This window comes from Colwellia polaris (genome assembly GCF_002104515.1).
Lineage (GTDB): Bacteria > Pseudomonadota > Gammaproteobacteria > Enterobacterales > Alteromonadaceae > Cognaticolwellia > Cognaticolwellia polaris.
The window spans coordinates 19,882-33,202 of record NZ_NBOE01000011.1; the positions used below are offsets into that span (position 1 = coordinate 19,882).

General features: G+C 38.5%; 8 protein-coding genes. 1 reads left to right on the forward strand and 7 read right to left on the reverse strand.

All coding sequences use genetic code 11. The features are described 5' to 3' along the window. Positions 1 to 277: 277 nt before the first annotated feature. The 5 genes from B6A32_RS15155 to miaE all read right to left on the reverse strand — a co-directional run bounded on the left by B6A32_RS15155 (position 278) and on the right by miaE (position 6,992). Positions 278 to 2,449 (reverse strand): transglutaminase family protein, encoded by a 2,172-nt coding sequence (locus B6A32_RS15155; protein WP_085305592.1) that lies wholly within the window; start codon positions 2,447 to 2,449, stop codon positions 278 to 280. Between the two features lie 7 nt (positions 2,450 to 2,456). Beyond that, complete coding sequence (locus B6A32_RS15160) at positions 2,457 to 3,533, reverse strand: DUF58 domain-containing protein (RefSeq protein ID WP_085305594.1); 1,077 nt, start codon at positions 3,531 to 3,533, stop codon at positions 2,457 to 2,459. A gap of 119 nt (positions 3,534 to 3,652) precedes the next feature. Then, positions 3,653 to 4,582, reverse strand: coding sequence for an AAA family ATPase (locus B6A32_RS15165; protein ID WP_085305596.1), 930 nt, complete (start codon positions 4,580 to 4,582; stop codon positions 3,653 to 3,655). Between the two features lie 428 nt (positions 4,583 to 5,010). Beyond that, entirely contained in the window at positions 5,011 to 6,336 is a 1,326-nt protein-coding gene (locus tag B6A32_RS15170; RefSeq protein WP_085305598.1) for a hypothetical protein, read from the reverse strand. Positions 6,337 to 6,419: 83 nt separating this feature from the next. Further along, positions 6,420 to 6,992 (reverse strand): tRNA-(ms[2]io[6]A)-hydroxylase, encoded by a 573-nt coding sequence (gene miaE / locus B6A32_RS15175; protein WP_085305601.1) that lies wholly within the window; start codon positions 6,990 to 6,992, stop codon positions 6,420 to 6,422. Positions 6,993 to 7,276: 284 nt separating this feature from the next. Here miaE and B6A32_RS15180 point away from each other — a divergent pair, with 284 nt between their 5' ends. Continuing rightward, positions 7,277 to 8,458 carry a multidrug effflux MFS transporter gene (locus B6A32_RS15180; protein WP_085305603.1) on the forward strand — a complete coding sequence of 394 codons (1,182 nt, stop codon included), beginning with the start codon at positions 7,277 to 7,279 and terminating at the stop codon, positions 8,456 to 8,458. A gap of 320 nt (positions 8,459 to 8,778) precedes the next feature. On the opposite strand, the gene B6A32_RS15185 is transcribed toward B6A32_RS15180, so the two are convergent. Beyond that, on the reverse strand, positions 8,779 to 11,481 hold the full coding sequence (locus tag B6A32_RS15185; protein WP_085305605.1) for a M14 family metallopeptidase: 2,703 nt from the start codon (positions 11,479 to 11,481) through the stop codon (positions 8,779 to 8,781). 245 nt (positions 11,482 to 11,726) lie between these two features. Continuing rightward, positions 11,727 to 13,301 carry a glycogen synthase gene (locus B6A32_RS15190; RefSeq protein WP_085305607.1) on the reverse strand — a complete coding sequence of 525 codons (1,575 nt, stop codon included), beginning with the start codon at positions 13,299 to 13,301 and terminating at the stop codon, positions 11,727 to 11,729. Between the last annotated feature and the right edge of the window lie 20 nt (positions 13,302 to 13,321).

Sequence of the window (13,321 nt, forward strand, 5' to 3'; positions counted from 1 at the left end):
CTGGACCTTGGTAAGCTTTAACTACAAGCACTTCCTACCTCTTATGCATTAGAGAATACATGCTAAACATCATGTACAAATCAGTGTGAAATCACTTGTCGGTATTACCAAGTCACGGCATTACTTTATCATAGCTATGTAAGTTTTTCAGGCTCGGCCAATGTTCGTTATTATAACAAGTGTTTATTATAATTAGCTTATTTGCAAAGCTTGGCTTCGCTTAGCGTAAAATCAACCTTACTCCACACTTTATTTAACCCTTTATTCAACTTTCTATTTATTTAACACTTAATTTATTAAGCCATAACTGCCAACGTAATTTCCGGTAACTAGCTTGTATTTCAGCTAAACGCTTATTACGTTCCTGCTGACTTAATTCTTCAAAGTTTTGATACGCTAATTCTGTAAAACTCTTTGATATGGGGCTAAAGTTGGCCGCCAAGTCGGGGTGTGTTGTATCTACAAAATGGGCAAACTGTTGTGCGGTCATTGACTTTATTTTTACAACATTGTGCTGTGCGAGCAATGCCAAGGCTTTTAAATATAACGCCTTAATTCTATCTTTCGGTTTATCTTTTACTTGCACCGATTTAACAAAATAAAACAACAAGGCTACCGCGATTAAGAACAGCATAAAGTAACCTATAGCTTTACCTTGTTTTAAACTTGCTATTAGCTGCGCCATTACCCGCGATTGTTTTTGGCCAGTATAACCAATAACCCAACGTGTCCATTGATAATCAATAGCGTCAATTTGCATTTTAAGTTGCTGATACCACTGCATAGCGCGTAACGATTGCATCGAAAAAAGCCCGGATGATAAATGATTATATTCTTGTCTTAAATTGTTAGAAAATCCACGTTCTACTCGCTCTGGAGCAACCGCTGCTGTTGGGTCAACACGCTGCCAACCACTTTCAGGTAGCCATACTTCTGACCAAGCATGGGCGTTGCGCTGGTAAACGCTTAAGTAATTACCGTTCGGGTTCAACTCGCCGCCTAAATAGCCCACAACCATACGCGCAGGAATGCCAGCGGCGCGCATTACATAAGTAAACGTACTAGCATAATGCTCACAAAATCCAGCTTTGGTATCAAAATAAAATTGATCTAAACTATTATTATTTAATTTCGGTGGTTGCAGAGTGTAAAAATAGTCTTGTTGATTAAACTCTGCTAACACATGATTAATTAAACTTTTATCTTCGCTATATTGTTTACGTAGCTGTTGAGCTTTAGCCAATAATTTAGGGTTGTTGTCTGTGCTTAGTGCTAAATTCAACGCGCGTGATTCTGCGCTTAAATTCGGAGCGAGTATAGCCTTGGGATAGCTAGTTACTTGATAACTTAAGGTTTGACTAATAATGCCACGATAAAATAAAGCGTAGTCATCTCGTTGACCAATATTGCCCTGCTCGCTGGTGGCAAAATCTAGTGCAAACAACCAAGACTGAAAACTCGGTTCAGCAATAACTTGATAAGCTAACCCTGTACCTTTTATTGCAACATCTACTGAATCTTTTGTATGACTTAATGAAGCGGAGCCATAACGTTGCTTATTGTGTTGACCTTCTTCTTGTTGATCTTGTCGCCAAGTTACACCATCAAAATCATCTAAAACCATTGCTCGCCAATAAAGCTGCGCATGCTCTGGATTATTATTTTGAAAACTCACCCTGAACGCTAATTCATCTGACAAAGCTAGCTGGGCAATATCACCAATTTTAACACTGTCTGAAAGACCAACCTTTGCTGATTCAACATTAGGTACTTGCCAAAAAGGACTTAACTTTGGAAAAACGATAAATAAAACTATCGCTACTGGCACCGAATATAAACTCAGTTTTGCCAATAATTTAGTTTGTACTGGCAGCGCCATTGTTGGGGCAAAGTAATGAATTAAAATCCAAAAATTTGCTAACACTAAAACAATAACGGCAATGGAGAAATAAATAGATTGAATGAAAATTAACGACGATGTGGCAACAAAAATGCCCAAAACAACCAACTGATATAAATCTTTTCGAGACGTTATTTCGAATAATTTCAAACTGTAAGCAAAACATAACAAATGGATCATGCTCAGCAGAAGCCCTAAGGTTTGTCCTGCAAGTGCAATACCTACGCTGCCTGAAAGTGCTAAAACTAAAATGATCCAAGAAGGTAAAATCTTCGGTGATGCGTATAAAGTTACCGCTGAATTAGTGTTAGAGGCAGCTTGACGAAAAGCTTTAAAATGCACCATAAACTGCAACGCTAAGGCAAAGATGGCGAAGATCAAATAAATGAAATTAAACTGCAGCACTAAGGTTAAAAGGTTTAGAAGCTGAAAAATTAACAAACCGAAATACATTTTACTATTAAGCTTTAGATCGCTTTTACCAGCTACTTTTTTCGCTGTGCTATTTTTATATTTTTGTTTCAAATTTTGTTCGGTAGTTTTAGTCATTTTGCACTCAATAACGTGCTAACGCGGTTAAGCATTTTAGCGTATGTTGCGCGCTGTGGTCGTATTCAACGGTGTGTTCAGCCAACTTTAACGAAAAGGGAATTTGCTTTTCGCTACAATCTTTAATCGCATAGCTCAACCAACTTAAACGTTGCTCGACTGTGCCGGCAGGTAGTTGTGAAAAGTCTAATTGTAACTTGCCTGATAATGCCTGCTGATATTGCTTTGTGAACCAACCTTGTCCGCGAGCAACATGCTTCCATGCAACACGGCTCAGCGGCTCACCTAATTTATAATGTTGTAATTGATGAAATTCATCTTGGCCGGGTTGAAAGCTGTCTTGGTAGCTTTGGGTATTGTTTTCTACATCTTCACCAGCAACACTTTGCTCTTTATCAAGCCACACATTGGCAACTGGTTTTGGGAAAGCAGTAACGTGCTGAGCAAAATCTAATCGTGTCCAAGTTTTAAATAAGCCAAAACCAAATTCGCTAATAATTAACAGCCGACCTAGTGAATATTCCCCTCGCTTACAAATACGATAAGGAACTCTAATATTATTATCGCCTTTAGCGACTTCAGTGAGAGTTACTTCATTAGGTTGGTTATTATAGCTTTCGTTTGCGCTAAGTATGTTATCGACTTCACTACTATTAACATCGTTTAAAACTTGATCAAAACTAAAGCTAATATTAAAGCGCTCTTTCTTACTAGAAACATTTAACGGAAAGTAAACCTTATCACCCACAAAACCCTGCAAAGCACTATTTGCTTGAAATTTCAGACCTGAAAGATTAAAGAAACTGTGCAGTAAAACCACCACAAAAAAACTAACCAGCAAATAACTGATTAAAATAATAACGTTATTTTGATAGTTAGTCCCTAGGAGAAAAAGTAATAACATAAACACCATTAAACCAGCGCCAAAACGTGTGGGTATAATGAAAATATTACGATGGTTAATAACTTGCTGGCTATGTTTTGGAATGCGCCGTGCTAACCAAGAATTAAAGCGCAAATTAAGGGCGCTTTTAAGACTTGCTTTAAGTGATGAAAATACTGAGTGCTTTCGTGTATATAGCAATTAGTCCCCCTCTTTTTTCGCTCTCAACTCAACTGCATTGCTGCATTTTCGCTTTGTTATATTGGCATAAGACTTATTCAAACTTACTCAAGAGTGCTTAAGCATTTGACTTTGTACTTTTAACCTAGCGGATTAGTTGGGTCAACTTGCGATAAAATTTGTTGCGATATTTCATCCGCTTGTTCAAAAATATGATGTTGCTGTGGTGCTAGTCTATGCTCACAAACAGGCGCGAAAACCGCTTGTATGTCTTCAGGAATAACATAATCACGATTTTCTATAAAAGCCCACGATTTAGCAGCGGCTAATAATGATTTACCGGCACGGGGTGATAACGCTTTCGCTTTTGACTCATTAAGACGGCTAACACGACATAAGGCAATAACATAATCTACAATCTCAGGGGCAACTCGAACATTTGAGATAAGCTGCTGAATTTCTCTTAATTGCTCAACTTTTAGAAACGCTTTAATGTCTTCTACATCGCGATGAGAAGCCGTTGATTGTAGAATTTGTCGTTCAGCATCTACTGTTGGAAAACCTAAAGAAATGCGCATCATAAAACGGTCTAACTGAGATTCAGGCAGAGGATAAGTGCCGGCATGCGACATCGGGTTTTGCGTAGCGATAACAAAAAATGGTGCCGGTAACTCATGCGTAACACCATCAACACTTACTCGCCCTTCTTCCATAGCTTCTAACAAGGCGCTTTGGGTTTTCGGGCTAGCACGGTTAACTTCGTCCGCCAATACCACTTGGTTGAAAATAGCGCCTGGATGCAATTGAAATGACTTACTGGTTTCATCAAAAATAGCAACGCCAATAACATCAGAAGGCATTAAATCAGAAGTAAACTGAATACGCTGATACGACAATCCAAGGGTAAGCGCTAAGGTGTTTGCTAAGGTGGTTTTCCCCATGCCCGGCAGATCTTCAATTAAAATATGACCTTTAGCGAGCAAACACGCCAAGGCTAACTTGACTTGGTGAGGTTTGCCAATAACGACAGATTCTATTTGAGCCAATACATTGGCAACTAGGGTTTGCATATTTGTCGTTCCTAACGGTTATCGTTGAATGTTGAGCTTTCAGCATAAATAAGAATTCAGTGAATACCAAGAAAAATCATCCAATATTAATATTATTACAATAACTTATTAGTAAAATAGGCAGTGATTTTGAGCAACTGCTTAAAACTTTATTATGCAATTGCTCTTAATAAATTAAGTAAGCTGAACGCTTGATAATGAGTGCTTGATTCTCAAATGAATCAAAAGCTTAGGTAGTAAAGTAAATGCTATCGCTAGGTAAACATCACGAATATACGCCATCATTGCTGCATTTTATGTCACTTCCAAGGCAAAACGATTATGAATAGCGAGATATTTATTTGACGTTTTAACGCAGAGAATGGGTTAAAACGGAGCATAGAGCTAGTGCTGCTTATTCAGAGTTCAGATTAAATACTAAAGCAAACTTATAAATTAAAAGCGGCACGCTCTATCGCCTTTTCTAATGGCATATTTTCTAAACCAAGATCACGTAATGCATGAATAAACTTTAAGGTTTTGAAACTGTCGAACCACACGATCAATTGCTTTTCGAATTGCTCTTGTTTTGCCGTGCTTTGTTTAGTGATAAATGAAAGTAACCCGACATGAGTTAAAGCTTGTTGGCTTATTTGAGATAATTCAGCGAGCCAAGCTTGTGGGTGTTGTTTGTTTTTCCATAAAATTTCAAATGCTTTTAGTACCGTTTTTAATTCGGTAAAAATTTCAGGGTGATAATAAGCAAAATCTATGCCTTGCGACTCAAGTTGCATTATATGTTGTACGGCTGGACCTGTGCCAAAAGGAACACGTTGTGATGGCCTAGCATCGAGCTTTATCACTACATTATCTAGGTAAGTAACTCGACCAAGTTTTGCGAGTTTATTGAGTAAATAAAAATCTTCCCCCGCGCTGCGCTTAGGAAAACCTCGCGCTTGGCAATAGGCCAACATATCAAAAGACAAAATACTGCCAATGGTAAAATAGGCATAAGGTGATTTTGCATAAGTTAAACCTGCCACGTAGTAACGTAAGGCATTTTCATAGCGCTGGTTTGCTTGATGAATCGATGCTGTATCACTGTAGTGAAAAAAATTGCAACACGTTGCTGCTGCATTTTTTAGTGCTGAATTATCGCTGTTATGCGCAGATAAATAGTTGTCCGGAAGATGTGCGTCGGCGTCAGTTGAATGTACCCAAGACGATACTATGTTGCCTGTTGCAGCGAGTTTAATCGCTAAGTCAGCACCAATTTTTCTTGCTAATCCAACACCTTGCTCCGTTGGAATAGATTTGCTGTAACGGTCAACAATTAGTATTGAGGAATTAACATTTTTAGTTTGCTTCGCACTGTTTTGCTCAGCGTTTCTTTGCTCTGCACTATTTTCCTTAGCATTGCTTTCCTTAGCCGTGCTGAGTTCAATAAGGCGTAAATTATCCTGCTGCCAAGTTTCTTGCCCTTGGTTAGCAATATATTGCGCTAAATCAATTTGATCTTGCTGATGTTGTCGACCAAAGTCATTATCGGGTTGATTAATAACCACAATAACTAAGCACTGCTGCTCAACTAGCCCTGAGGTAATAAAGCGTTCAATAAATTGTGTTGATTCTTGAAATGCGGGTATAACAATGACGTGTTGATAAACGCTTTCTTTTGGAAATGTTGCTAACGATAACACTTCTGGTTCAGCGTAATGAGTAAGGTATTTAGCCGATGTTTTGTGTTGCTGTAGATCAGCCATATTTTTACTCATTTACTTTTTCTATTTAGTGCCTATATCGCTTAAAAGCTAACATGTAAGCTAAGGTTTATAGCTCAGCTTATTGTTGTTATTGCTTAATGCAACGCAGCTCTATGTGGCAATGCGGCACAGATATCTGCTTCAATATCTAACACTTCTTCTAAGCGTTGATCTACCTCTGCCTTATCAAAATACTCATAGGCTAACTCAATAAATAAGTTTTTATGTTTCTCTTCTGACTTGGCAATAGTTTGATAAAAGTCTTTATCTTTGCCTTCAGGTAATGCTTGAGCAATGAGTGAGAATCGTTCATGACCACGTGCTTCAATAACACCAGCTACAATTAATCGGTCCATAAAAAACACATCGCTACCATTGCGAAATACTTTTCGAATTTGGTTAATGTACGGGTCTTTTTCATCTGCGCCTAATTGTCCACCACGAGCATAAATTAGCTTTAATACCTGTTTAAAGTGAATAAGCTCTTCAATCGCTAAATCGGCCATCGCTTTTACAACAGATTTACGATCAGGGTAATGTGAGATCATGGACATCGCCATACCAGAAGCTTTTTTTTCTGCAGCAGCATGATCAGTTAAAAAGGCGTCAAAGTCGCTCAGCACAACTTCGGCCCAAGCTTTAGGTGTTTGATATTTTAGTTCGAACATAAATAAATTTAATCATAGTGAAGATAGTAAATAATGGCGCTATTTTACACGCCTAAAAATGCGCGACAAGAAAATACTTAAATCAGTTTAATATTATCAGCTATGCTCTTTTTTCTAGGCTAAAATATTTGCTCCTTTCAAAAGTGCTTTTTGCAGAGGTAAACCGAGATAATGTCGATAACATAAGGGATTACATAGTAAAATGTTACGTAAAATAACAATAATTACCTTCTGCTCGCTACCGCAATATCTTATACTGCGCAGTCATCATAATTGAGACTAAAATGACAAATAAAAAACTATTCCCCCTATTGATTTTAATGGTTATTTTTAGCCCATTAGCTATCGACATTTTTTTACCCGCTTTGCCTATCATGGCAGCAGATTTCGTCGTTCCTATGAACCAAATTCAGTGGAGCGTTACAATATTTATTTTGAGTATGGGGTTTGGTCAATTAATCAGTGGACCACTTGCTGACCGTTATGGACGTCGCCCGATTGCTATAGGCGGTATTATAATTTATGGCTTGGCTTCTATTATGGCGGCTTATTCTGAGAGTTTAGGCTTTTTCCTTGCGAGTCGTTTACTCCAAGGTTTTGGTGCCTGTGCGATTGTAGTTTCTGCTTTTGCCAGCGTTCGTGATAAATACAATGCTATTGAAAGTGGCGTAATGTATTCTTATTTAAATAGCGCCATTTGTTGTATTCCTGCCCTTGCTCCGTTGTTGGGCAATGTTTTAACAGAAAACTTTGGTTGGCGTAGTAATTTTGAGTTTATGACCGGGTATGCTGTTTTTGCCGGTTTAATTTTATTTTTCACGCTTAAAGAAACTCGGCCGACTAACACTGAAAAACAAAAAAAACTTATTTCTTTGTCCCACTTTTCATCGGTAATAAAACACCCCGTATTTCTCTTTAATGCTTTACTGGTTATGTTATCAATGGCGATTATTATTGCTTATGTTAGTAGCTCGCCAGCTTGGTTAATGGTGCGTTTAGGCTTAGATCAACAAAGTTTTGTTTTTTGGTTTAGCGTTAATGCCGCAATTAACATTGTTGCCTGTTTCTTAGCGCCTAAATTTTTAAGAAAATATGGTGCCAGAGTTACCATAGGTTTAGGTATGTTTTTACTGATTTTAGCCGGTTTACTAATGTTAGCTTTATTGCCTTGGCAAACCGCAATGGCTTTTATGATACCCATAATGACCAGCTCGCTTGGTTTTTCTTTTCTCATGGGCGCTTGTGCAGGCCAAGCACTGGCACCTTTTGGTGAAAGAGCAGGTTCAGCCTCTGCATTACTCGGTTTTATGCAAATGAGCGGGTCTGCAGTTATTGTTTATTTATTACAGTTATTACCTATAAATGAAGCAGAACAATTAACGCTTTTAATGTTAAGTATTATTCCTGTTTATATCATATGGAAATTACCGCGAGTCAAAAAACATATTTTGCTGGAGAATCACTAAGGCTTGTAAGGTTATATCAGCAGTAATGATGTGCTGATTAATGAGTAATAGTGGTGATTAATGAGTAATAGTGGTGATTAATGAGTAATAGTGGTGCGTAAATAGTGATGATAAATGAGAGATAAAATACTATCTCTGACTAAAGTAAATCAAAGCGTTATTCATTAGGTTAAACAAGAAAGTCTTTGAGCTGTGAGAGTAAAACCACACCAAAAAAGAAACATGAAAAAAGCGACTTACGTCGCTTTTTTCAAATTCATTACAGCCTTGTCATTTAATCTTTAACGCTGCTATTAATGATTATCTAGGCAATACCTAAACTATTTATTTAGTGGTGAGGCATGCGCCGCAGCTCTAAAAATTGTGTTCATCAGCATAACATTCAAACCATCTAAGTAGGCTCTAGTGGTTGGCTCTTGGGTGAAGGCTATCACCATGCCACGCCCCATAGGTTGATGAATAAGATAAGGTTTATAGGCCAATTGCTTTTTATTTTCAGCCCATAAGTAGCCACTAGCTAGAACATTTTTAGCATCACTAAACCAGGCTACATTTTTACCCGACGCAAGTTTAATTGGAGTATATATATCGTTTCCGTAGGCTATCGCTGCTAAGTTTTTATTTACACCAGCCGTTAACCAGTGTTCTTGGTCAACCTCAATATTTGCCAAAACACCGGCAACAAAGTCAGGGCTTTCCTGCGTATTTTCACTAGCCGATATTAACGCAGACTTACTTGATAGCAATTGCCCATCAACCATAGACTCACCTTCAACTGCTTTTGCTGATGCTGTCTTATCGCCAGTTGTATCTTTAAACGCACGTTCTCTTTTAACATCGAGTAATGCAATGTCGTGCTCAGCGGCAAATTGTGTTGCACTTCCTATGGTGATCAACACACCACCACGCTCGATCCATTGTTTGATATTGTCTGCCCCATTAACACCAAGCACTTTTTTATAATCACCTGTCGGTAATATAAGTACTTGGTAGTTTGATAAGTCGGCATTTTTGAGGGTCGTTGTGCGTATAGCCGTAACCGGGTAATTAAACTGTCGTTCAATCACAAATCGAGTATTACCTGCACTTAGCGAACTTACCGGATTGTCCCATGCCATCGCTATTTTAGGCGCTGACATAGTCACGGTGTTACCACTTCCAAAACTTGGCCCTTTGGTAACCCAACTCGAATCAACACCTTGAACTTGAGCACCCGTACTTTTAGCTATTTCGGTAACTTTGGCTGCTATATCGTCATCGTTTCGACGCTTTTCAATAATTAAAGTCCCTGCAGTAAACTGCTGATTATTAGCTAAAGTAAACGCTTGGTCAGCACTTTTAATGGTGATGCCTTGCTGTAAAGCCGCCGTTAAAAAACGACCTGCCGCCATATCACCCCAGGGTACTATAAAGGCCACTGTCGCATCAGGGTTAATAACCTGACCATTAAGTTTGTTGTCACTTTCAATTAGGTTATTAGCAACTTTTACCGTTTTTGAACAAGCGTCAACATCTACATCAAACATTAATGGTAAAGACCAACCCGTAACATCATAGATTTCATCATCTAACTTTCTTGCTCGTCTGCGCTCTTGCTCTTTAACAAAGGCCGGTGACATATCAACTTGCTGGGTAAAGGTTGTTGTTACAAAACGGCCTTTAGGTTGTGCGGTATCAATAAAGTAAGCACTTGCCTGATAGCTTTTACCACATTGTTTAAAATCTTTTTGAGCTTGTTTAACTTCGACGCCATGCTGCGCCATCAGTGTTGCAAGCCTGTGATTACCTGCAACATTGCGCTTGTTCGGCAAGATATAAACCCGTTCTTTATTATTTTTACCGGCTTTAATTGCACTGGTTTGATAATGATAATAATCGTTTAAAAGCTTTTGATGATTATCTGCAACGCCTTCAGCGGTAGAAATTGATGCCACAAAATGACGTTGAACGGTATTTTTATAGGTTAGCGTTTCGCCAGTTTGCTTTTTGAACAACTCACCACGCGATGAAGAAACTTCGTAGGTTGAAGCTGAAGCGCCATAAAATACTGGCCAACTATCGCCATAACCGGGGTAAAAAGCATCAAATATTTCTCGGGTAAAATAGTCAAAACCTAAACGATCAAAATGTTTACCGTGGTTTTCACCAATGGCAGACATATTATCAATTTGCGTTTTGGTCATATGCGGATTAAAAGGTTTTGCAGCAGGTGAAAAGTAGTAACTGCTGTCACCGCCCATTTCATGTAAATCAATCACCACTAACGGGCGATAGTGATTCATAGCCTTAATACGCCCAGCTGTTTCAGGCTGAGTTATCGCTAACCAATCTCTATTCATATCAAATAAATAATGATTTGAACGGCCACTAGGCCAAGGTTCATTGTGCTCAGCACTTAATCTATCATCGCTATGTTGCATACCCACAGTTGCATAATAGCGGCTAGTAAACCGGCTACGTCCGTCAGGATTTTGCAGCGGATCAATAAAGACCAAAGTATTCTTTAAAATTTTACTATTTGTCGTTTCATTGGGCGCGGCGAGTAAGTGGTAAGCTGTCACCATAGCAGCATCTGTACCACTGATTTCATTGCCATGCACACTGTACCCTAACCAAACAGACGACGGAAGTTGCTCAATTAAGCTTTTAGCCGCACTTTTGTCAGTCAGGCGTGGATCAGACAGTTTTTGCATTTTCTCGGAAAAATCATCAAGGTTTGCAATAACCTTTGCGTTACCAATTGCAGCATAAATGAGTTTACGACCTTCCCATGTTCTGCCGTACTCAAAGAGTTTAATGTGCGAAGGCGCTGCACGCTCTAATGCTTCAAAATAGCGTAACATATCGCCATGATTAGATATTCTCTCGCCTACGTCGTAACCTAGCACGCTTTTGAAAGTGGGTATTAATGGGTTATATTCGCTTCCTGGCCACATTTGCTCTGTTGATTCAGCATGAACCGATAAGGAACAAATAAGGCCAATAAGTAGAGATGAAAATATTTGGGCACAATTTTTTAGCATAGAGTTTCTCTGTCAGCAGTCCTGAGGTTAAATCAGGATTTAATGAATATAGGTATAACGACTACATCACTAAAATACTACGTCAAAACTTAAGCTAAGTACCCACTTTATCGATGAAATTTATAAAATATAAGCTGAATGCCCAACACTAAACTGTCTACAACACAATAGATGGAATTAACCATATCCTACGCCTGTAGCAATTTTAAGTAAGTAACTTAGCTTATTAAGCACGCACAGCTTTATTAATGATTATATAAATATTTAATATAATCATGAGCAACATCGCTCCATAAAAATCGTGATTTTAACGCATTATCAGATATCGCGGCCCATTCTGTTGGACTATGTTTTTTCATTGCTAAAACTGATTGAAAACAACTGAGCATATTTTGCGCTTGTTGAAGGGGGTCAGCGCCATTAAAACTAAAGCCATTAATATTATGACTAATGGTATCGCTTAGGCCGCCTACACTATGCGCTAAACAAGGCTGGCCTGCACGCATTGACAACATTTGACTAATACCACAAGGCTCAAATGAACTTGGCATTAAGAATAAATCGCCAGAATTATATATATTCAATGATAAAGCTTCAGAGTAGCCTTTGAGGAATATAAAATTACTATGATTAACGGCAATATTTGTTAAAAACTCTTCAAGCTTTTTATCACCACTGCCTAATAAAATAAAAACACCATCGTCGGCTAATATCGCTAATAAATGTTCTAACGCGGTTTTGCCATTAGGCATTATTTCTTGAAAAAGGCGAACTTTTTGATCGGTAATTCGACCAACAGATGTTAATACCAATGGCGGGTTTTTATAACTTTTATTCGCCACTTGCGCTAAACGAGCAGCGGCAACTAAATGTGCTTGTTCAACTAATGGCTTATCGCCTAACCATTTAACCACTTCTTTGGCTGATAATGTTAATAAAGCTTTGAGCTTAAGCGGCGCTTTTGTGCTATCAGGGTATTCACAACCATTTAAAATACCATGTAAACGGCCTGTATCGGCGGCATGGCGTAAATCTAGCTCTAAGCCTTCGCCACCAAAATGGCCTTGTTCAACATTGCTTGGCAGTAATATCTCTTTCGCATAGGTTGGCGAAACCGCATGTACCCTATCAGACAAGGTAATACCAGCGCGCATTGGGTTGTAACAATCGTGATAACGAGGGTCGTTAATTTTACTGTAATCAAAAGCCAAGTTTGGAAACCAAGCTTTTAATGAAGACTGATCGCCATCAAACGGCCTAATACCTTGCAAGGCAATGTTATGAATAGTAAAAACAGTATTAATGGCTTTTAGTTGCTGATATTCAGGGTCAAAAGCACGTAACACTGACACCATAGCCGTATGCCAATCGTGTAGATGTAATACGTCAATTTTACCAAAAACATCACTAATAATGGCTTTAGCTACTGCTGCACTGAACAAAGCGAATTTACTAGCATCTGAAGCAAAAGGTCTGTTACTTGGATCATCACAATAAATCTTTCCTTCACCACCTATGGCAAATAAAGGATGTTCAATAACCCATTGTGTAACATTTTTCGATGAGTTTTTTGCCGACTTTTTAAACGATACTTTAAAAATATCAACTTGCTCTTGATGCGAGCCAAACGATACATCAATGGATGTTACATACTTTGCCCCTTCTAACTTAGAAAAGGCGCCGTAGCTAGGTGTAACCACATCGACTTGCTGGTCAATTTTACCTAGGGCAATAGGAATATCTCGAACAACATCACCTATGCCACCTACTTTTCCGCGAGGTAATGCATCGTTTTCAGCGGCTGCCATTAATATTTTCATGCTTTCCCTTTTTCTCTTAA

Excerpts from the sequence above, each read along its gene's own strand:
- miaE (WP_085305601.1), bottom strand. The coding sequence starts at position 6,992 with ATGTTCGAACTAAAATATCAAACACCTAAAGCTTGGGCCGAAGTTGTG.
- B6A32_RS15180 (WP_085305603.1), top strand. The coding sequence starts at position 7,277 with ATGACAAATAAAAAACTATTCCCCCTATTGATTTTAATGGTTATTTTT.
- B6A32_RS15155 (WP_085305592.1), bottom strand. The coding sequence starts at position 2,449 with ATGACTAAAACTACCGAACAAAATTTGAAACAAAAATATAAAAATAGC.
- B6A32_RS15165 (WP_085305596.1), bottom strand. The coding sequence starts at position 4,582 with ATGCAAACCCTAGTTGCCAATGTATTGGCTCAAATAGAATCTGTCGTT.
- B6A32_RS15185 (WP_085305605.1), bottom strand. The coding sequence starts at position 11,481 with ATGCTAAAAAATTGTGCCCAAATATTTTCATCTCTACTTATTGGCCTT.
- B6A32_RS15190 (WP_085305607.1), bottom strand. The coding sequence starts at position 13,301 with ATGAAAATATTAATGGCAGCCGCTGAAAACGATGCATTACCTCGCGGA.
- B6A32_RS15170 (WP_085305598.1), bottom strand. The coding sequence starts at position 6,336 with ATGAGTAAAAATATGGCTGATCTACAGCAACACAAAACATCGGCTAAA.